A 19,207-nucleotide genomic window follows, 5' to 3' on the forward strand; every position below is an offset into this window, starting at 1 on the left:
GGAAAGCGAGGCTCCCTTGCAGGGCAAGGGCGGGGGGAAAGGGGAATAGACGGGAAGGCTGCGGACGAAATAACTTAGTCGAAAGGCCCGGCTTCGCCGGGCCCCGTGCCATCGCACCAAATTACTATGGTCAGCAGCCTGGCGCCTCCGGATGGAGGCGTTTTGTATTATGGCTACAACAGTGATCGGCGCTGGATCAGAAATTGTACTTGGCGCTGTAGATCACGGCGTTCTGGTATTCGCCGGAGCCCAGCTTCTGGTCGGCGTAGCGGTATTGCACACCGGTGGTGAAGCGCTTGCTGACATTCCACCACAGGGCGATGGCACCGTTTTCACCGGTGTTGTGCTTGTAGTTGGGGGTGAATTCCTGCTTGCGCGCGAATTCGGTCTCATGCCATTGGGTCACCAGGAAGGACTGGCCAAAAGCACTGAACGGGTAGAGCAGTACATAGCCAGCCATCCAGCCATTGAAGCCGGAGCCCACGCTGAATGCATCCAGTTCATCATGGGCACCGATGAAAGGCTTAAGGGTCAGATTGCCGTACTTCAGTTCGGTGCTGACACCCAGTACACGGTTCTGGGTGAAGAAGTCGTTGCCACGGGTATCGTAGATGTGGGCATACAACTGCACCGGTACATTGCCGACCTGGGTCAGGTTGAAGCGGCCAATGGCCTTGGTGGTGTAGCGACGGTCGTAACCGTTGGTGCCGTGGTCGCTCTTGCCCGGATTTTCCAGATCGAAGAAGCCATACACATCACCCCAGCTGCCACCCATGCCGCCTTCGGCCTCCAGGTAGGCAAAGTCTTTCTTGCCACTTTGGTCAGTGGTGCGGCCAGACCAATCGAGATAGTTGGCACTGACATTGGCAAAAGACCAGTTGTCGGCCTGGGCCAGGCTTGCGCTACCCAGCAAGGACAGGGCCAGCAGCAGTTTGCGAGCTTTCATTTTTTCCGCCTAAGTGAACTTTTTTTATATGGATTTCCCCACATGCAGCCATGCGGGGCGCGCAGGGTAGCGCAGAAAGCTCCATATTGAAAAGTTTCAGCTCGAGCGACGTAACATTTCGGCAACATTATGAAAACAGTATGCGGCCGTGTCAGACAATATTCGGCAGGAACAACTCAGCCAGCGCCGCCCGGCGCATAGGATTCGGCTGGCCAGCCATAGCGAAACAGGCTGATTTTACCGCTGGCAGAAAACTCGATCCCCTCCTGTTCCAACAGCACGCGCTGCCAGTCGGCCTGCTCTGTGCCGGGACGGGAGATACTGCCTGCGCTACTGACTACCCGGTACCAGGGCAGGGCATGGCCTTCGGGCAACTGTCCCAGCAGCTTGCCGACATGGCGGGCATGGCGTGGAAAACCGGCCAGTTGTGCCAGTACGCCATAACTGCTCACTCGCCCTGGAGGAATCTGCCCGACCAACTGCAGCACGGCGTGCTCGAAGGCGGGCGACATCAGCGGAAGCGGGCGTCTGCCACGAAGGGATTGTGGCGTTTTTCGTCGCCAATGGTGGTGAGTGGGCCATGGCCGGGAATCACCACGGTGTCATCCGGCAACAAAAACAGCTTTTGCTGGATGGCATCGATCAGCTGCTGGTGATTGCCCATGGGGAAATCGGTACGGCCGATGGAGCCCTGGAATAGCACATCACCCGCCACCAGCAGGCTGGCGGCGGCGCTGTAGAACACCACATGGCCGGGGGTGTGACCGGGGCAGTGGATCACCTGCAGGGTTTCCTGGCCGATGCTGACGCTGTCGCCCTCGTTCAGCCAGCGTTCCGGGGTGAGGGCCGGGCTGGAAGGAAAGCCGAACATGCGGCCCTGATTGGGCAGCTGGTCCAGCCAGAAGCTTTCGCTTTGCTCCGGGCCTTCGATCTGCACACCCAATTGTGCCGCCAGTTCGCCGGCACCACCGGCATGGTCGATATGGCCATGGGTCAGCAGCAGCTTGCTGACGGTAAGCCCCTGCTGTTCGATCCAGGCGCGGATGCGGCTGATATCGCCACCGGCATCAACAATGGCGGCCTCGCGCGTCACGCTGCACCACAGTACGCTGCAGTTCTGGGCAAAGGGGGTAACCGGAATCAGGTGGTACTGCAGGGACATGGCGGTGCTCGGTGGAATGGGAATGGCAAATTGTGGCATGGTGCGCGCCAGCGGCCAAGCTTGTCGGGGGCTGGGGCGGTGAAACTGGTAAAATCGCGCCATTCCCGCTTTACCGGAGGCCAAGATGAGCCTGATCCCCGAAATCAAACCGCAGCAGTCGCTGGAATTGCTGAAAGAACTGCACATCCTTACCCGCGACGGCAAGATCAACCAGGACACCCGCCGCAAGCTCAAGCAGGTTTACCACTTGTACCAGTTCATCGAGCCGCTGCTGCAGGATGTACTGGACAGCAAGGGCAGTGTGACGCTGGCCGACCACGGTGCTGGCAAGTCTTATCTGGGCTTTATCCTGTACGACCTGTTTCTCAAGGACAAGGCGGTCGGCGAGGTGTTCGGCATCGAGACCCGGCCCGAGCTGGTGCAGAGCTCCCAGGAACTGGCGGCCCGGCTGGGCTTCGCGCGCATGGGTTTTCTCAACCTGACGGTGGAGCAGTCCATCACCTCGGATGCGCTGCCGGCCCAGGTGGACATCATTACTGCGCTGCATGCCTGCAATACCGCCACCGACGACGCCATCCGCTTTGCGCTGGCCAAGGACGCCAAATACATCGTGCTGGTGCCCTGCTGCCAGGCCGAGGTGGCTGCGGTGCTGCGCCAGAAAAAGAACGAGACCTTCGGCAAGACGCCGCTGTCCGAGCTATGGCGTCACCCCATCCACACCCGCGAGTTTGGCAGCCAGCTGACCAATGTGCTGCGTTGTCTGCAGCTGGAGGCGCGTGGTTACCAGCTGACGGTGACCGAGCTGGTGGGCTGGGAGCATTCGATGAAGAACGAGCTGATCATTGCCAAGAAGGTCGGCAAGGGCAAGCAAAGCGCACGCGAACGGCAGGAAGCCATTCTGCGCGAGCTGAATCTGGAAGATCTGCGCGAACGCTTTGTTTATTGAGTAGTGTCAGGCTGGGCGGCACGTGCCGCCAGCCAGTCGCTCAGGTCACCCTTGGCCGCCAGCTGGCGTTTGGCGGCGGCAGACAGGCGCTTGACGGCATGTTCGGCCTTCAGCGCCTGTGATTTGTCGGCAAAGGGATGGATCAGCACGATGCGCTGCGGCGGGTTGAGCCGGGTGTAGCGTGCCCCCTTGCCGGCGCAGTGGGCGGCATAGCGCCGCATCACATCGGTGCTGATGCCGGTGTAGAGCGCGCCGTCACGGCATTCCAGCATGTACAGGTACCAGCTGGAGGCCGCTGCCGGCGCGGTGCTGCCGGTCTCAGTGCTGCTCATCTTCCAGGCGCGGCAGCGGGCAGATGCTGACGCGCTCGGTGCGGTTGCCCTTCTGCTCGGTCACGCTGATTTCCCAGCCACCTTCGCGGATGCTGTCACCCAGGCGCGGAATACGCTCCAGGCGATGCATCAGCAGGCCGGCCACGGTGTGGAAATCCTCGTCCTCGTAATCCCCCAGTTCGATGTATTGCTCCAGCGTCACCAGCTCCAGGCTGCCTTCTACATCGAGGCTGCCATCTTCGTGCTGCACCAGGGCAGGCTGTTCATGGCGCTCATGTTCTTCCGGGAAGTCACCGGCTATCGCTTCCATCAGGTCTTTCTGGGTGACGATGCCTTCCAGGCTGCCGAATTCATTCACCACGAAGGCCATGTCAGCGGCTTGCTGGCGGAAGGCTTCCATGGCTTTGAGCACGGTCATGCCTTCCGGCAATACCAGCGGCTGGCGCAGGGCGGCCATCACGTCCAGCGTCTGACCATCCAGCAGCTGGGCCAGCAGGTCTTTGCGGGCGACGATGCCCAGCGGCTCGTCGATGCGGCCGGCACCGACCACCAGCAGGCGCGAGTAGGGGCTGTCGCGCAGCACCTTGCGTTGCTGTTCGGCATCCTGGCTGATGTCCAGGCGGTGGATGTCCGAGCGCGGGGTGGCAATCACCCGTATCGGCCGCTCGGCCAGGGTCAGCACGCTGTGGATCATCGCCCGCTCATTGTGGGCAAACGCGCCTTCCCCTTCTTCGCGCGGGCCTTCTTCCTTTTCCTGCTCGTGATGATTGCCATGCTGCAAGGGGGCATTGCCCAGCAGGCGCAGCACGGTGTCGGCAGTGCGGGAGCGGAAGGTATTGCGGCTGTTCAGATAGCGCTGGTGGTTGACGTTGGCCACTTGGTTGAACACTTCAATCAGTACCGAGAAGCCGATGGCGGCGTACAGATAGCCCTTGGGAATATGGAAACCGAAGCCGTCGGCAATCAGGCTGAAGCCGATCATCAGCAAGAAGCCCAGGCATAGCATCACCACGGTGGGGTGGGCGTTGACGAAGCGGGTCAGCGGCTTGCTGGCCATGATCATCATGCTCATGGCGATGACCACCGCCAGCATCATGATGCCCAGGTGTTCGGACATGCCGATGGCGGTCACCACCGAGTCGATGGAGAACACCGCGTCCAGCACCAGGATCTGCACCACCACGGTGGCGAAGGCGGCATAGGCTTTCTGGCCATTGCCATCACTGTGCTCCACCCCTTCCAGCCGCTCGTGCAGCTCCATGGTGGCCTTGAACAGCAGGAACAGGCCGCCGCCCAGCATGATCAGGTCGCGGCCGGCAAAGCTTTGCCCCAGTACCGAAAACAGCGGTTCGGTCAGCTTCACCAGCCAGCTGATGCCGGCCAGCATGAACAGCCGCATGATCAGCGCCAGTGACAGGCCCAGCACGCGGGCACGGTCACGCTGGTGGGGGGGGAGTTTTTCGGCCAGGATGGCCACGAAAATCAGGTTGTCGACGCCGAGCACGACCTCCAGCACGATCAGGGTCAAGAGGCCTAGCAGGGCATAGGGGTCAGACAGCCATGAAAAATCCATGATGTAAAAACGCGATCCTTGAAAAGAAACAGTCCACACAATAACAAACCCCGGCTTTCTTGTCCGTGCCGGGGGCAAAGCAAAGCCCCGGCCGTGCGACTGGCCGGGGCTGGGTGAGGTTTACAGACCGCCGTAAGAGTGCAGGCCGGTCAGGTACATGTTCACCCCGAGGAAGGCGAAGGTGGTGACCAAGAGGCCGATGACCGCCCACCAGGCCAGCGGTTCGCCCCGCCAGCCCTTCACCAGCCGGATATGCAGCCAGGCGGCGTAGTTCAGCCACACGATCAGCGCCCAGGTTTCCTTCGGATCCCAGCTCCAGTAGCCACCCCAGGCATCGGCTGCCCACATGGCCCCCAGAATGGTGGCGATGGTGAAGAACAGAAAGCCGATGGAAATGGCCTTGTACATCATTTCATCCAGTACCTCGGCACTGGGCAGCCGGTCTTTCAGCACGCCCTTGAGCACCAGCAGTTCGGCCACACCCAGCATGGCCGACATGGCGAAAGCACCATACCCGACAAAGTTTGCCGGAACATGAATCTTCATCCACCACGATTGCAGGGCCGGGATCAGCGGCTGGATTTCATGCGCCTGGCGGTCGAAGCTGTACCACAGGATGAAGCCGACTGCGGCGCTGATCACCAGCAGCACGAAGGCCCCCGCCTGGCGGGTGGCAAAGCGCGCTTCGTAGTACAGATACATCAGCGCGGTGATCAGGGTGAACAGGATGAAGACTTCGTACAGGTTGGATACCGGGATATGGCCGACATCGCTGCCGATCAGATAGCTCTCGTACCAGCGCACGAACAGGCCGGCTCCCCCCATCACCGCCGCCGCCCAGGTCAGGCCGCTGCCCATGCGTGACAGCATGGCCGAGCGGGTGAGCAGGCCGGCCCAGTACACCAGGGTAGCCAGGAAGAACAGCGTGCACATCCACATGATGGCTGACTGGCTGGACAGCAGGAACTTCAACCAGAACGCGGTCTGAGCGCGGGCCAGCTGGCCATGGTAGAGGCTGATGCCCAGCAGGGCCACGCTGGCCGACAGCGGGAAGAACCAGCGCCAGGCTTTCCAGAACCAGCCCAAAGCGACCAGTCCGATGGCGGAGCCGGCCAGAATCGCCTGTTCATAGCCATCCATGAAGGGGTTGTACAAGCGCCAGGCTTGCCCGGCAGCCACCAGCACCAGTACCGCATACAGCCAGTCGCTGGGCTTCAGCCGCTTGTACAGCGGCTGCTCGACAAAGGATTGAGCCAGTTCCATCACTTACCTCGTACCAACTGTTGAATTGCTTCGCTGCGGCGGCGGAAGTCTTCGTCCAGATCACGGTTGTGCCGGTTGGAACTCATGGCTAGCCGCACGCTGGCCGTGCCACACCGCAGCCACAGCCGAACTTCGCGTACATAGAACATCAGGATGATGCCGATCACCAGCATCAGCGAGCCAAGATACACCAGGTTCTTGCCCGGCGAGCGGGTCAATTGCAAGCCGGAAGCCTGTACCTGGTCAAAGCCCTGCAGTTGCAACAACACCGGTGCCTGGTAATCATGCAGGGCGCTGATGCCCACCAGGCTGTCCAGCAGGAAGCGATAGTGCTGGCTGTCCATGGCGACGGGAGGCAGGCCGGCCTTGGCGTCGGCCACATCCATCACATCCACCACGGCACCCTGCAGGATCTTGACGTAGGTCTGGGCCACCGCCTGACGCTTGTCTTGCGGTACTTTCTCATCCAGGAACTGCTCCAGCGCTACGAAACCGCCCTGGGCAAAGCGCGCCAGTATCCATTTCACACTGCCGGCGAACTGCTGCTGCATGGCCGGGCTGATGGCCGAGCCCTGCATGGCCTTGGCGGTGGTGCGCTGTGCAATCTCATCATAGAGTGCCGGATTCATGAAAGCGCTGCGCAAACGCATGAAACGCTCCAGCGACAGTTTGTCGTCCAGCGGCAGGCGCAGGTACTGGAAGGGGTCGGATACCTTGCTGCGCACCCCGGCCACCATATAGCTGGCACCATCCTGCTGGATCGGCGCCATGTAGTGGTGGAACTCCACGGCCTGGCCCTGTTTGTCGCGCAGTTTGAAGCTGATGGACGGGCCGATATTCTTCAGCTGCTTTTCATGCTTCACCTCGCGCGCATCCTGCATGCGCTGGGACAGGCTCTTGCCGGCGGCATCGTCGCTCTTGCCGCTCATGTTCTCGATATTGAACACACGCAGCTCGCCGAATTCCAGATTGTAGTCCTTGCCATTGGCACGCAGCGGCTGGCTACCCATGGAAATGCCCTTGATGTCCACCGGCTGCATCTGCGGGGCTTCCAGGTTCCAGGCCTTCAAGGATAGCGGTGAGCCGCCATCGCCAAAGCTGGCCTGGTAAATGGCCACGCCATCCACGATCAGCGGATGGTTGACCTTGACCTGGGCTTCGGTGACCTTGCCGCTGGCCTTGTCGGTGACCACGATGTCACTGGCAAACAGCTTGGGCATGCCATTGCTGTAGTAGTCGACATAGAATTTTTTCAGGCTGACGGTAAAGGGTAGCTCTTGCACCAGATAGCCATTACCGGCATTCAGGAATACCACGTCGCCGCTCTTGCCCTCGGCAATGGTGACATTGCCGCGAAATGACAGATTGGCGGTGGAGAGGCGGCTTTGTGGTGGAATCTGGCTTTGCGGGATGTCACGGGTTTCCGGCACCACGCTGCCCACCATCTCGGCCAGCTTGAGCGGCAGGTTGCCATCCATCAGGCCACCAATGCAGATCACCACCAGGGCAATGTGGGCGAAGAAGTAGCCCAGCTTGCTGGCCGCGCCTTTTTTGGCTGCCAGCACCAGGCTGCCGTCTTCGCGCTGGTATTCGCGCCAGCGCCAGCCCTGGCCGCGCAGGTAGGCGCGCAAGGTATCCGGGTCCACCTTGTCCGCAGGCAGCTCCACGCTGTGTTTGATGGCAGCCAGCGAGTTGTCCGAGGCCTTTTCACGGTAGGCCTTCATGTCCTTGATGAAGCCCGGGCCATTGCGCAGGATGCACAATGAGGTGGACAGCACCAGGAAGGCGAGAATGGTCAGAAACCAGCCCGAGTGGTAAACGTCATACAAGCCCAGCTGCTCGAATACGGCAAACCAGTACTGGCCGAATTCGAAGGCGTAGTTGGGGTAGGGTTCGTTCTGCTTCAGTACGGTGCCGATGATCGAGGCGATGGCCAGGATGGTCAGCAGACCAATGGCGAAACGCATCGAGCTGAACAGCTCGTACAACTTGTAAACAGCGGTGTTGCGGGAGTTTTTTGTCATCTTGGTGCCGAACACAAAAAGGGAAGCCGGTTAAGGCTTCCCTTTTGAACAAGGCTATTCGCAAAAGTTGCGATTAGCGCAGACCCGAAATGTATTCGGCTACTGCCTTCATTTCAGCATCGCTCATGCGGGAAGCAACTTCCGACATGGTTACGTTCTTGCGATCGACACCTGCCTTGAAGTCACCCAGCTGTTTGGCGATGTAGGCGGCATGCTGGCTGCCCACACGCGGGAACTGGTCGGGGATACCCTTGCCGGCCGGGCCGTGGCAGGCCATACAGGCAGGTACGTGAGTGGTCGGGTTGCCTACGCGATATACCTTGGCACCCAGCGCCATCAGATCCTTGTTGGACGCTTCACGTGCCTTGGGTTTCTGCTGGCTGAAGTAGGAGGCCACATTGTGCATGTCGGCATCAGACAGAGCCGACGCCATGCCCAGCATGATCGGATTCTTGCGCTCGCCCTTCTTGAAGGCCTGCAGCTGGTTGTAGATATACACCTCATGCTGGCCGGCCAAGGTCGGGTTTGCCGACGCTACGCTGTTGCCATCAGCACCGTGACAGGCGGCACACACCGTGTCAACGATCTGCTTGCCCTTTACCGGGTCTCCCTTGGCAATGCCTTCTGCCCATGCACTTCCAGCCAGGGTTGCCGCAGCTACAGCCAACAGCATCATCCGTTTCATGATCGCTCCTTGTGAGGAATTCTTAAATATCTGTAAAAGTGGCAATTTCAAACCTGTTATTCTATACCAACTGAAATCAACCTTACTACTATGTCGATTTTTAAAAACGCCACTTTTTATACCACCGTCAACCATTTGAAGGACTTGCCGCCCACCCGCGCCGAGGTTGCCTTCGTGGGACGGTCCAATGCCGGCAAGTCCAGCGCCATCAATACGCTGGCTAACCGTACCCGGCTGGCGTATGTCTCCAAGACACCGGGCCGTACCCAGCATATCAACTTCTTTGACCTGGGCCATGAACGTTTCATGGTGGATTTGCCCGGTTATGGCTATGCCGAAGTACCGGAAGCCGTACGGGCACACTGGGTGCAGCTGCTGGGTCGCTATCTGCAAACGCGAGACAGTCTGATTGGCCTGATTCTGATCATGGATTCGCGCAGGCCACTACTGGAGCTGGATCGGCAGATGCTGAACTTCTTCCGTGACACCGGCCGGCCTGTGCATATTCTGTTGTCCAAATCCGACAAATTGTCGCGTAGCGACCAGCAGCAGACCCTGAACATGGTGCGGCGCGAGCTGGCCGACTACCCAGGCGTCAGCGTGCAGCTGTTCTCCAGCCTGAAGAAAACCGGCACCGAACAGGTGGAGCAGGTGGTGATTGGCTGGTTTGATGCTGTACAAAAAGAACAGGAAGAGCCCCCGGCTGGCGAATGATGGAACTTTGTCGGGGAGGCTGACACTAACCGTGCAGGTGCTCCGGCACCTCCCGCTTGCCTCCCTGAGCGGGAGCCTTACGCTGACAATTAAGGCCTTTACCCCGGCGCCATGTGCGCCGGGTTTTTTATGGCCGGCATCCGGCGCTGGTCGCCAGGCATGAAAAAAGCGAAGGGAGTTCCCTTCGCTTTTGTTTGGTCAATTGCAGCGGCGATGCCAGGCCGCCACCATTCCCTCAGTTCTTCATCACCACGTTTTCCACCTTCAGGCTTTCCGCTGCGCTGCGCACGGCGGCATCCGAAGGGAAGGGTCCTAGGCGCACCTTGTAATTGCCTTGCTGGTTGATGATGCCCAGCTTGGAATCGTAACGGTCATCCATTTCATCCAGCATCTTCTTCAGCAGGGCTTCGGCATTGGCCAGCTTGTTGAAGGAGCCCAGTTGCAGGTACTTGGGATTGTCCTCTGCCTTGATGTCGGGGCTGTTGCTGGCGACGGCTTCACCGCCGGCCATCGGCCACACACGCTCGATGCTGACCTTGGCACTGCCTTGCTTGACGAAGCCCAGCTTGTAGGCGGCAGCATAGGACAGATCCATCGCACGATTCTTGTGGAAGGGGCCACGGTCGTTGATGCGTACGATGACCGACTTGCCATTGGCCATATTGGTCACCCGGGCATAGCTCGGGATCGGCAGGGTCGGATGGGCGGCCGTCATGGCAAACATGTCGTAGCGCTCACCCGAGGTGGTTTTCCTGCCATGAAACTGCTTGCCATACCAGGAGGCCCGGCCACTGGCCTGAAAGGGTTTCTCGCTGGTGTCGGGACGGAAGCTCATTCCCATCGCCGAGTAAGGCTGGTTGGCTGACTTGATCAGCGGTTCCGCTTGGGGTACGGCATCCGGTACCAGATTCAGATTGACCGGAATGTGGTCGGCAGGGCCATCCTTCTGAAAATAGGCACCGCCATTGTTGGCTACGGTGGGCTTCTTGGTCGGCTTGGCCGACGCTTGGCTGGTGGCGCTCGCCGTCTTCACGGTGGAGCAGGCCACGAGTACGAGACTGACAAAAACAAGCCACAGCCATCGGAGTACTGATTGCATAGACCTCCCTTATGCTGTTGGGCACATCAAAAAACACTGGCGACTTGCGCTCGGCTAGCGAGTGCAGTCCCTGCCTGGAAGAGCAAAACTGCCTGGCCTGTGTTGTCACGTCACTGCCACGATGGCGGCAGGGTGCAGGCTTGCAGTCTGGTTCACTTCAGCAACAATGTTTCTTGCTGGCCCGTTAGTGTTGGCCGGTCTGTGAACTGTCAGCTTCCTCCTTCAAATCCGATCTGCCGCCACGCTTCGAACACCGTGATTGCAACGGCATTGGAAAGGTTCAGGCTTCTCGATTCGGGGCGCATGGGCAAACGAATCCTCTGTGATGAAGGAAAATCCTCCAGCACTTCAGGCGGCAAGCCGCGGGATTCGGGACCGAACAGCAGTACGTCCCCAGATTGGAAAGAGATCTGGTCATGGCGCGTGGCGCCTTTGGTGGTTGCAGCGAAAATTCGCCGTCCTTGCAGGGCCTGCTGACAGGCAGCCCAGTTTTCATGGACAACGACACGGGCATATTCGTGGTAGTCGAGGCCCGCTCGTCGCAACTTGGCATCCTCCATGGGAAAACCCATGGGTTTGACCAGATGCAGTTCACAGCCGGTGTTGGCACATAAACGAATCACATTGCCCGTATTGGGCGGGATTTCCGGCTGAAAAAGAACAACGGTGAACATCGTTGGCTGGCTGGATTGTTCCAAAGAATCAAAATCTTGGTCAAGTTTTTGGGAAGAATGCCCTGCAGAGCACCCACGCATCGACCCGTTTTGCCCCCTGTTTTTTGAGCTTTTCGGCCAGGGCGGACAGGGTCATTCCACTGGTTGCCACATCGTCCACAATCGCGACGGAAAGCCCGTCAATACGTTGTTTTACGCCAAATGCATCGCGAACATTTTGGCGTCTTTCGGCACGTCCGAGAGAGGCTTGCGGCACAGTGTTGCGTTTTCGCCAACACAGTGTGGAGGAAAAACGGCTTTCCATTGTAACAGCGATTGCCTGGGCCAGTGGAATGCTCTGATTAAAGCCCCGTTCTGCAAGTCGTTCATTTGACAAGGGAACAGCTAGTACCAGGTCACTGCGAATGGCGGTTTTCCTGGCAAATTCGGCCATCAGTCGAGCCAGGGTGCCGGTCAGTTCCAGGCGCTTTCCATACTTCATGGCATAAATAATTGCATTCAGGGGGTAGCCAAACAGGTAGGGAGCGTGTAGTGCGTCGAAAGCGGGGGGTGAACGCAGGCAAAAGCCGCAGATATCCCGCGTGGCTGCTGGTTCTGCACAAATGGGGCAGTGTTGCTCGGCTAGCAAGGGCAGGCTGGTTTTGCAGTCACGGCACAGTCCGAATTCACTGTTTCGTGTATTACACAACAAACAGGATTGATTAAATATTGTGCAATTGTCAATTAATTGCCCGGTTATATTTGACAGCATAATGCCCCCTCTGCAAGACTGCGACCAGACACTCTTACGCACGCGGTTTTTTTCTTAAATTACCCATTTGTCCAGTTGCTATTAGTCATTAAATGCAATTGGTATTTTTCAGTGACGAAAGCTCATTCATGACCACTCAAGCCATCCAGTTTTCCCGCCCGGCGACGCCGCATCCACAGAGCAATACCTGGTCGGTGGCAGAGATCGAGGCCTTGCTCAGCCTGCCGTTTATGGAGGTGGTTTTCCGCGCTGCCGAGATTCATCGCCAGTTTTTTGATCCGACCAAGGTGCAGTTGTCGACGCTGGTTTCGATCAAGACTGGTGGCTGCCCGGAAGACTGCGGTTATTGTCCGCAATCGGTGCATCACGATACGCCAGTGGAAAACCAGCCGATGATGACAGTGGATGAGGTGATCGCCGTGGCGCGTACCGCCAAGGCCAATGGTGCTGGCCGCTTCTGCATGGGTGCCGCCTGGCGCGGCCCCAAGGATGCCGATCTGGAGCAGACCTTGCGCATGGTAAACGAAGTGAAAGCGCTGGGGATGGAGACCTGTGCCACCTTTGGTCTGTTAAAGGACGGGCAGGCGGAAAAACTGAAACAGGCCGGTCTGGATTATTACAACCATAATCTGGACACCGCGCCGGACAAATATGGCGACATCATTCATACCCGCGAGTACGAGGACCGCCTGGACACGCTGGGCAAGGTGCGTGGGGCCGGGCTGTCGGTGTGCTGTGGCGGCATTGTCGGCATGAATGAAACGCGGCAAGACCGTGCCGGCCTGATTGCCCAGTTGGCCAATATGGAACCGCAACCGGAGTCGGTGCCGATCAATAATCTGGTGAAGGTCGGCGGCACGCCGCTGGAAGGGGCCGAACCGCTGGACTGGACCGAATTTGTCCGTACCATCGCGGTAGCGCGCATCACCATGCCCAGAAGTTATGTGCGGCTTTCGGCCGGTCGACGCGAGATGCCGGAAGCGATGCAGGCGCTGTGTTTCCTGGCGGGTGCCAACTCGATTTTCTACGGCGACAAGCTGCTGACCACCGGTAATCCGGAGGTGGATGCGGACCGTGTTCTGATGGAAAAACTGGACCTGTCCCCGCTGTAAATCCTTGGCCATTTCTGCTCTTGTGCGGCCGGATTTTTGAAATGTATATATAAGGAATACTTTTCGTGAAATCCGCCCGGCAAGGGCAATCATTTTCTGGAAAACCGCATGCGCTCCCAGGACCTTTCCGCAGCACTGCTGGAATTGCAGCAGCAGCACCGTTTTCGCCAGCGTCATATCGTGGAAACGCCACAATCCTGCGAGATGATCATAGACGGCAAAAGCTATATTGCCTTTGCCAGCAATGACTACCTGGGACTGGCCAATCACCCGCAGCTGATCGAAGCCGGTCGCGAAGCCATGCTGCGCTGGGGGGTCGGGGGAGGCGCCTCGCACCTGGTCGCCGGGCACTTTGCCATTCACGAAGAAGCCGAAGAGGCGCTGGCGGCATTTTGTGGCCGCGAGGCGGCCTTGTTGTTCAGCTCCGGCTATGCTGCCAACCAGGCAGTCATCACCAGTCTGGTGGGGCGTGGCGATGCCGTGTTTGCCGACAAGCTCAACCACGCTTCACTGAATGATGCCTGCCTGTTGTCGCGGGCCACCTTCCGCCGCTTTCGCCATAACGACCTGCAACAGCTCGAGCAGCAGCTGGCGAGCACCCCGGCCCGTACCCGGCTGATTGCCGTGGATGCGGTATACAGCATGGATGGCGATGAAGCGCCGCTAAAGAAGTTGCAGGATCTTGCCGATAAATACGATGCGTGGCTTTACATTGATGATGCGCATGGATTCGGCGTGCTGGGCGATGGCCGCGGGTCGGCAGTGGAACAGGGTTTGCACGGAGAGCGGCTGATCTATATGGCCACTCTTGGCAAGGCGGCTGGGGTGTCTGGTGCTTTTGTCGCAGCGAGCAGCCAGTTGATTGCCTGGCTGGTCAATACGGCCCGCAGTTATATTTTCACTACCGCCCAACCGCCGGCGCTGGCGGCTGCGGTGCTGGTCAGTTTGCGCCTGATGGCGGACGAACCTTGGCGCCGGCAACGCTTGCAGCAGAGCGTGAGCCGGCTGAGGGAAAGCTTGTCGGAGGTAAATATTCCGCTGATGGCATCCCGTACCCCGATCCAACCCATTATCATTGGTAGGAACGAGCAGGCATTGTTGCTGGCTGCACAGTTGAAGGAGCGTGGATTCTGGGTGCCTGCGATACGGCCGCCCACCGTGCCTGAGGGGACGGCACGTTTACGCCTGACATTGTCGGCAGCCCACACACCGGACCAGCTGGAGGGCTTGCTGGACTGTGTGGTGGAAGCAATGCAGCCATAGGGGATGGCTGCGTCTGTTCGTAGCATGACCGGAATTTCCGGCTAACTCATACTACGATAATGACATGAAGAGTACGGCTGATTATCTGTCCTCCCAGCAAGAGGCTGCTGAAACTGCCTTGTCCCTGCTGCGGCACCGGGGCGAACCGGCTGCGGCAGCCGTCTGGGCGCTGGTGGGGACGACATGGCAGCGTCTGGCCACGCTGGGCATGGCAGACACCTTGACACCGGCTGCGGCATTGTCTGCGGGACGACTCCCCGGGCCGGATGGCGGAGCCATGCCCTTGTCGGTGCAGGGCGAGCTGATCGGCTGGCTGGTCTGGCGCGGCAAGATGCCAGCGAATACCGCGGCGATTGCTTCGTTGCTGACCGGGCATCTGTTGAGTGCGCGGCAGCATTCCGAGCAGTCACAGGCACGGGTGATGAATGAAACCCTGCTGGAAATCAGCCAGCTGCCCAGCGAGTGCAGCACGCTGGATGACATGCTACCCAAGCTGCACCGCTTGCTGATGCGGCTGATGGATGCCCGTAATTTCTACATTGCCCTGTACGACGAACAGTCCAGTAGCCTGCATTACCCCTTTTACGCCGACCAGCTGGACCCCGCCCCGCCTTCCCCCGAGCAACAGTTTTCCGCCAGCCAGAGCGAACGCTCGCTGACCGCCTGGCTGATGCGTATCGGCAAGCCCTTGGTGCTCACTCGTGAGCGGCTGCTGGAAATCTGCGCTCAGGAACAACTGTTGCTGGAGGGGCCGGTGCCGGAGTTGTGGATGGGCGTGCCGCTGAGCAATGCCAATCACACGGTTATCGGCGCGGCGGTCATGCAGTTTTATCCCGAGCAGTCGCCCTGCACCTCGGCCGAGCAGACACTGTTTCTGTTTGTCGCCCGCCATGTTGGCTATGCGCTGGACCGCATGTTGTACCGCAGCCAGCTGGAGCGTCAGGTCTGGCTGCGCACCTGCGAGCTGGAGGGGATGAATGCCCGGCTGCGTTCTGAAGTGTCCGAGCGTAAACGGGCCGAGCGTTTTCAGGATGTGCTGTTCCGTATTGCCGACCTATCCAATACCAGCCTGTCGCTGGAGGCTTTTCTGGCCGGTGTGCACCGGCTGCTGATGGAGCTGGTGGCCGCGCGCAATTGCCAGGTGGCGCTGTACAGCATGGATAGCGACCTGCTCAGTTTTCCCTATTGCTCCGACGAGCAACAGCCGGCGGCCAAGCCCCGCCGGCCAGGCAAGGGTCATGTCGAGCAGGTATTGCACAGTGGCCGGGCGTTATTGCTGGATCGCCTCAATCCGCAACTGTCATCTGCCGATGGAGCCGGACCGCCGCTGCATAGCTGGCTGGGGGTGCCGCTGTATTGCGGACACGAGCTGCTGGGTGTGCTGTCGGTGCACAGTTATCAGGAAGAGGTGATCTACAACTATCGCGATCAGGAAGTGCTGGAGTTCGTCGCCAACAATATCGGTACGGCACTGGCGCGGGTGCGTGCCATGCAGGAACTGCAAGACGCCTATGCCGAACTGGAAGAGCGGGTACGCGAACGTACCAGTGAGCTGGATGCGGTCAATGCCCAGCTGGAGTTCGACAGCCTGCATGATCCGCTTACCAAGTTGCCCAACCGCAATTACTTTGCCAAAACCTTGCGCCGCGCCTGGGAAGGCTATGTGGCGGGTAACGGTGCCCGCTTCAGCGTGATCTTTATCGATCTGGACCGCTTCAAGCTGGTGAATGACACGCTGGGCCATCTGGCTGGCGATCACCTGTTGTTCGAAGCCGGTGCGCGCATTCGCTCCTGCCTGCGCCATTATGATTTCCTGGCGCGGCTGGGGGGCGACGAGTTTGCGGTGCTGCTGTTTGGTACCGAAACGCTGGAAGGCTGCGAGATGATTGCGCGGCGTATTGTCAGCGAATTCGAGCGGCCGGTGATTCTGGCCGGGCGCGAAGTGTTCTCCACCGCCAGTGTCGGCGTGGTGCTGGCTGACCGTGAGCATTATCACAAGGCAGAAGAGCTGCTGCGTGATGCCGACCATGCCATGTACTGCACCAAGCAGCAGGGCCGGCAGGGGTATACCGTGTTCAACCACCAGCTGCGTATCAACCAGGCCGACCAGTTGGCGCTGGAAAGCGAATTGCGCCGTGCGCTGGAGGTAGACGACCAGTTGCTGCCTTATTTCCAGCCCTTTATCGATGCCCGCAGCGGCGAGCTGGTGGGTTTCGAATCGCTGGTGCGCTGGCAGCATCCGCTGCGCGGGCTGATTTCGCCGGCGCTATTCCTGCCCATGGCCGAGGAAAGCGGGCTGATCACCCGCGTCGACCGCTATATGATCAATGCGGCCTGCCGCCAGCTGCGGCTGTGGCTGGACGAGGCGCGGGTGTCGCGTGACATCGCCCTGCATATCAATCTGTCCTCGGCCAATTTCCACGATCCGGAGCTGGTGCCGTGGATGCGCGACATCATCGACAGCTACCAGCTGCCGGCCTCCATCCTGCATCTGGAAATCACCGAGAGCGCGCTGATCGATGTGCCGGATATTGCCGCCACCGTGATGCATGCCCTGCATGATCTGGGCGTCAAGCTGGCGCTGGACGACTTCGGCACCGGTTATTCCGCGCTGTCCTATCTGCACCGCTATCGCTTCGATGTGCTGAAGATAGACCAGAGCTTTGTGTTCGATGTCGACCGCAAGGAAGAATCGTTTGCCATCGTGCGTGCCATTCTGGCGCTGGCGCAGGCACTGGGTCTGGATGTGGTGGCCGAAGGCGTGGAAACCGCAGCCCAGCTGGCGCGCTTGCAAGAGATGGGCTGTGGCAAATTGCAGGGTTATTACTTTGCCGCCCCGGCCCCGGCTGATGCCATCGACTGGGAGCGGCTGGCGCGCTTTGTGCAGGAGTTTCGCCGTGCCGCCTGAGCCGGCAGCCTGCGCGGCTGCTTTCTTTCGCTGCGCGCTCTTGCGAAAACCACCTTTCTCCCCCATTTGATTGCCCATGACTCTGTTTGTTGAAAGCCGCGGCCGTGGCCCGGACGTGGTAATGCTGCATGGCTGGGGCCTGCATGGCGGTGTATTCGACCGTGTGGCCGACGTGCTGGCCGCGCACTATTGCGTGCATCTGGTTGATCTGCCCGGCCATGGTGGCTCTGCCCCGCTGGCGCGTTTCGATGCCGATGCCGTGGCCGACCAGCTGGACGCCCATTTTCCCTTCCCCGTACAACTGCTTGGCTGGTCGCTGGGCGGCCTGATTGCCCAGCACTGGGCGGCCCGCCATCCCGACAAGATCAAGAGTCTGGCGCTGGTGTCCACCAGCCCACGCTTCGTGCGCGACGATAGCTGGCCACATGCCCAGCAACGTGCGGCCATCGAGGCGGTGGGGGCCAGCCTGGAAGGGGCTTTCGAGCAAACGCTGGAGCGCTTCCTCGCCCTGCAGATGATGGGCGCGCCCGCCGCGCGCGACACCGTCAAGGCGGTGCGCGAACAGTTGTTTTCCCATGGCCGGCCACAAGGCTTGCTGCCGGCACTCGAATTATTGCTGGAGGCCGATGCGCGTGCGCTGGCCGGCCAGATTCATTGTCCGGTGGCGCTGTTTTTCGGGGTGCGCGATGCCATCACCCCGATCGGTGCCGGCCGCTGGCTGCAGTCCGCTCTGGCCGATGCCACCCTGCACGAATTCACCCAGGCTTCGCACGCGCCATTTTTGTCTCATCAGGACGAATTTGTCGCCAAGCTGGCCCAGCATCTGGAAGCCTCCGCATGAGCGAAGCGTTTTACACCGACAAAGCCCGTATCCGCGCCTCTTTCGAGCGTGCCGCCAGCAGTTATGACTCCGCCGCCGTATTGCAGCGTGAGGTGTCCGACCGCATGGCCGAGCGGCTGTCCTATATCAAGCATCAACCGCAAGTGATTCTGGATGCCGGCACCGGCACCGGTTATGGCGCAGCCCAGTTGCGCGCCCAGTATCCGGAGGCGCAGGTGGTGGAGCTGGATCTGGCCCACGCCATGCTGTGTGCCTCGCGCGAGCGTCAGCGTGCCGGGGATGGCCTGCTGAAAAAACTGTTCAAGCGCAGCCAGCCCTGGCAGGTGTGTGCCGATGTGGAAAGGCTGCCGCTGGCCGACAATAGCGTGGACATGATCTGGTCCAATCTCACCATCCAGTGGGTGAATATTCCGGACAGCGTGTTCAGCGAGTTCGAACGCGTGCTCAAGCCGGATGGCATGCTGATGTTTTCCACGCTGGGGCCGGACACCCTGTTCGAGCTGCGCGAAGCCTTTGGCGGGATCGATCAGGCCACCCACGTCAACCAGTTCATCGACATGCATGATCTGGGCGATGCGCTGATGCGCGTCGGTTTTGCCGAACCGGTGATGGACATGGACAAGATCGTGCTCACCTACGACAAGGTGCGCGACGTGATGCACGACCTCAAGGCCATTGGCGCACACAATGCCACCCGCGACCGCAGCCGTGGCCTGATGGGCAAGCAGGCCTGGCGTCGGGTGGAAGCCAGCTACGAGGCCCGGCGACGCGATGGCACACTGCCCGCCACCTATGAGGTGGTGTATGGCCATGCCTGGAAAAGTACGCTGAAGAAAAAGGGCAATACCCTGCCGGATGGCCGGCAGGTGATCGAATTTGTCAAACCGGGCAGCTGGCCGGGCAAGGTCTGATAC

The 19,207-nt window shown here is 59.8% G+C and carries 18 protein-coding genes; 7 read left to right on the top strand and 11 right to left on the bottom strand.

Annotated features, from left to right (window positions below; genetic code table 11):
• Positions 1 to 196: 196 nt before the first annotated feature.
• The 3 genes from EAY64_RS01050 to EAY64_RS01060 form a co-directional block, all read right to left on the bottom strand.
• The gene (locus EAY64_RS01050; RefSeq protein WP_103522934.1) at positions 197 to 946 is read right to left on the bottom strand and encodes an outer membrane protein OmpK; all 750 of its coding nucleotides are present in this window, start codon (positions 944 to 946) and stop codon (positions 197 to 199) included.
• Positions 947 to 1,122: 176 nt separating this feature from the next.
• The gene (locus tag EAY64_RS01055; protein WP_103522935.1) at positions 1,123 to 1,458 is read right to left on the bottom strand and encodes an MGMT family protein; all 336 of its coding nucleotides are present in this window, start codon (positions 1,456 to 1,458) and stop codon (positions 1,123 to 1,125) included.
• The gene (locus EAY64_RS01060) at positions 1,458 to 2,108 is read right to left on the bottom strand and encodes an MBL fold metallo-hydrolase (protein ID WP_103523073.1); all 651 of its coding nucleotides are present in this window, start codon (positions 2,106 to 2,108) and stop codon (positions 1,458 to 1,460) included. Before EAY64_RS01060 ends, EAY64_RS01055 begins: the two co-directional genes overlap by 1 nt.
• A gap of 124 nt (positions 2,109 to 2,232) precedes the next feature.
• Between EAY64_RS01060 and EAY64_RS01065 the strand changes: the two genes are divergently transcribed.
• Complete coding sequence (locus EAY64_RS01065; protein WP_103522936.1) at positions 2,233 to 3,054, top strand: class I SAM-dependent methyltransferase; 822 nt, start codon at positions 2,233 to 2,235, stop codon at positions 3,052 to 3,054.
• Here EAY64_RS01065 and EAY64_RS01070 read toward each other — a convergent pair.
• From EAY64_RS01070 to EAY64_RS01090, 5 genes are all read right to left on the bottom strand, one after another.
• Positions 3,048 to 3,386 (bottom strand): GIY-YIG nuclease family protein, encoded by a 339-nt coding sequence (locus EAY64_RS01070; RefSeq protein WP_226034221.1) that lies wholly within the window; start codon positions 3,384 to 3,386, stop codon positions 3,048 to 3,050. The two genes, EAY64_RS01065 and EAY64_RS01070, sit on opposite strands and share 7 nt — an antisense overlap.
• Positions 3,373 to 4,959, bottom strand: a complete 1,587-nt coding sequence (locus EAY64_RS01075; protein WP_103522937.1) for a TerC family protein — start codon at positions 4,957 to 4,959, stop codon at positions 3,373 to 3,375. Before EAY64_RS01075 ends, EAY64_RS01070 begins: the two co-directional genes overlap by 14 nt.
• 120 nt (positions 4,960 to 5,079) lie before the next feature.
• The gene (gene ccsB / locus EAY64_RS01080; protein WP_103522938.1) at positions 5,080 to 6,222 is read right to left on the bottom strand and encodes a c-type cytochrome biogenesis protein CcsB; all 1,143 of its coding nucleotides are present in this window, start codon (positions 6,220 to 6,222) and stop codon (positions 5,080 to 5,082) included.
• Complete coding sequence (locus tag EAY64_RS01085) at positions 6,222 to 8,246, bottom strand: cytochrome c biogenesis protein ResB (RefSeq protein WP_103523075.1); 2,025 nt, start codon at positions 8,244 to 8,246, stop codon at positions 6,222 to 6,224. The genes ccsB and EAY64_RS01085 overlap by 1 nt, the downstream gene beginning before the upstream one ends.
• Positions 8,247 to 8,319: 73 nt before the next feature.
• Complete coding sequence (locus EAY64_RS01090) at positions 8,320 to 8,931, bottom strand: c-type cytochrome (protein ID WP_103522939.1); 612 nt, start codon at positions 8,929 to 8,931, stop codon at positions 8,320 to 8,322.
• 90 nt (positions 8,932 to 9,021) lie between these two features.
• Here EAY64_RS01090 and yihA point away from each other — a divergent pair, with 90 nt between their 5' ends.
• On the top strand, positions 9,022 to 9,645 hold the full coding sequence (gene yihA / locus EAY64_RS01095) for a ribosome biogenesis GTP-binding protein YihA/YsxC (RefSeq protein WP_103522940.1): 624 nt from the start codon (positions 9,022 to 9,024) through the stop codon (positions 9,643 to 9,645).
• 235 nt (positions 9,646 to 9,880) lie between these two features.
• Here yihA and EAY64_RS01100 read toward each other — a convergent pair whose 3' ends face one another.
• The 3 genes from EAY64_RS01100 to EAY64_RS01110 all read right to left on the bottom strand — a co-directional run bounded on the left by EAY64_RS01100 (position 9,881) and on the right by EAY64_RS01110 (position 12,169).
• Entirely contained in the window at positions 9,881 to 10,678 is a 798-nt protein-coding gene (locus tag EAY64_RS01100; RefSeq protein WP_226034222.1) for a septal ring lytic transglycosylase RlpA family protein, read from the bottom strand.
• Positions 10,679 to 10,953: 275 nt separating this feature from the next.
• Positions 10,954 to 11,418: a tRNA (cytidine(34)-2'-O)-methyltransferase gene (locus tag EAY64_RS01105; RefSeq protein WP_103522942.1), complete on the bottom strand. Its 465-nt coding sequence runs from the start codon at positions 11,416 to 11,418 to the stop codon at positions 10,954 to 10,956.
• Between the two features lie 40 nt (positions 11,419 to 11,458).
• Positions 11,459 to 12,169, bottom strand: coding sequence for a ComFC family protein (locus EAY64_RS01110; protein WP_113024014.1), 711 nt, complete (start codon positions 12,167 to 12,169; stop codon positions 11,459 to 11,461).
• Between the two features lie 128 nt (positions 12,170 to 12,297).
• Here EAY64_RS01110 and bioB point away from each other — a divergent pair, with 128 nt between their 5' ends.
• The 5 genes from bioB (at position 12,298) to bioC (ending at position 19,204) form a co-directional block, all read left to right on the top strand.
• Entirely contained in the window at positions 12,298 to 13,281 is a 984-nt protein-coding gene (bioB, locus tag EAY64_RS01115) for a biotin synthase BioB (RefSeq protein WP_103523077.1), read from the top strand.
• Positions 13,282 to 13,389: 108 nt separating this feature from the next.
• Positions 13,390 to 14,544 (top strand): 8-amino-7-oxononanoate synthase, encoded by a 1,155-nt coding sequence (gene bioF / locus EAY64_RS01120; RefSeq protein ID WP_103522943.1) that lies wholly within the window; start codon positions 13,390 to 13,392, stop codon positions 14,542 to 14,544.
• Between the two features lie 64 nt (positions 14,545 to 14,608).
• Positions 14,609 to 17,452, top strand: a complete 2,844-nt coding sequence (locus EAY64_RS01125; RefSeq protein ID WP_103522944.1) for a putative bifunctional diguanylate cyclase/phosphodiesterase — start codon at positions 14,609 to 14,611, stop codon at positions 17,450 to 17,452.
• A 76-nt stretch (positions 17,453 to 17,528) separates the two neighbouring features.
• Complete coding sequence (bioH, locus tag EAY64_RS01130) at positions 17,529 to 18,293, top strand: pimeloyl-ACP methyl ester esterase BioH (RefSeq protein WP_103522945.1); 765 nt, start codon at positions 17,529 to 17,531, stop codon at positions 18,291 to 18,293.
• Positions 18,290 to 19,204 carry a malonyl-ACP O-methyltransferase BioC gene (bioC, locus tag EAY64_RS01135; RefSeq protein WP_103522946.1) on the top strand — a complete coding sequence of 305 codons (915 nt, stop codon included), beginning with the start codon at positions 18,290 to 18,292 and terminating at the stop codon, positions 19,202 to 19,204. The genes bioH and bioC overlap by 4 nt, the downstream gene beginning before the upstream one ends.
• Positions 19,205 to 19,207: the final 3 nt, after the last annotated feature.

This window comes from Aquitalea palustris (assembly GCF_003693445.1).
Taxonomy (GTDB): domain Bacteria; phylum Pseudomonadota; class Gammaproteobacteria; order Burkholderiales; family Chromobacteriaceae; genus Aquitalea; species Aquitalea palustris.

Excerpts from the sequence above, each read along its gene's own strand:
- bioC (WP_103522946.1), top strand. The coding sequence starts at position 18,290 with ATGAGCGAAGCGTTTTACACCGACAAAGCCCGTATCCGCGCCTCTTTC.
- bioH (WP_103522945.1), top strand. The coding sequence starts at position 17,529 with ATGACTCTGTTTGTTGAAAGCCGCGGCCGTGGCCCGGACGTGGTAATG.
- EAY64_RS01065 (WP_103522936.1), top strand. The coding sequence starts at position 2,233 with ATGAGCCTGATCCCCGAAATCAAACCGCAGCAGTCGCTGGAATTGCTG.
- bioB (WP_103523077.1), top strand. The coding sequence starts at position 12,298 with ATGACCACTCAAGCCATCCAGTTTTCCCGCCCGGCGACGCCGCATCCA.
- EAY64_RS01125 (WP_103522944.1), top strand. The coding sequence starts at position 14,609 with ATGAAGAGTACGGCTGATTATCTGTCCTCCCAGCAAGAGGCTGCTGAA.
- EAY64_RS01075 (WP_103522937.1), bottom strand. The coding sequence starts at position 4,959 with ATGGATTTTTCATGGCTGTCTGACCCCTATGCCCTGCTAGGCCTCTTG.
- EAY64_RS01085 (WP_103523075.1), bottom strand. The coding sequence starts at position 8,246 with ATGACAAAAAACTCCCGCAACACCGCTGTTTACAAGTTGTACGAGCTG.
- EAY64_RS01050 (WP_103522934.1), bottom strand. The coding sequence starts at position 946 with ATGAAAGCTCGCAAACTGCTGCTGGCCCTGTCCTTGCTGGGTAGCGCA.
- EAY64_RS01105 (WP_103522942.1), bottom strand. The coding sequence starts at position 11,418 with ATGTTCACCGTTGTTCTTTTTCAGCCGGAAATCCCGCCCAATACGGGC.
- EAY64_RS01070 (WP_226034221.1), bottom strand. The coding sequence starts at position 3,386 with ATGAGCAGCACTGAGACCGGCAGCACCGCGCCGGCAGCGGCCTCCAGC.
- ccsB (WP_103522938.1), bottom strand. The coding sequence starts at position 6,222 with ATGGAACTGGCTCAATCCTTTGTCGAGCAGCCGCTGTACAAGCGGCTG.
- EAY64_RS01060 (WP_103523073.1), bottom strand. The coding sequence starts at position 2,108 with ATGTCCCTGCAGTACCACCTGATTCCGGTTACCCCCTTTGCCCAGAAC.
- EAY64_RS01055 (WP_103522935.1), bottom strand. The coding sequence starts at position 1,458 with ATGTCGCCCGCCTTCGAGCACGCCGTGCTGCAGTTGGTCGGGCAGATT.
- bioF (WP_103522943.1), top strand. The coding sequence starts at position 13,390 with ATGCGCTCCCAGGACCTTTCCGCAGCACTGCTGGAATTGCAGCAGCAG.
- EAY64_RS01110 (WP_113024014.1), bottom strand. The coding sequence starts at position 12,169 with ATGCTGTCAAATATAACCGGGCAATTAATTGACAATTGCACAATATTT.
- yihA (WP_103522940.1), top strand. The coding sequence starts at position 9,022 with ATGTCGATTTTTAAAAACGCCACTTTTTATACCACCGTCAACCATTTG.
- EAY64_RS01090 (WP_103522939.1), bottom strand. The coding sequence starts at position 8,931 with ATGAAACGGATGATGCTGTTGGCTGTAGCTGCGGCAACCCTGGCTGGA.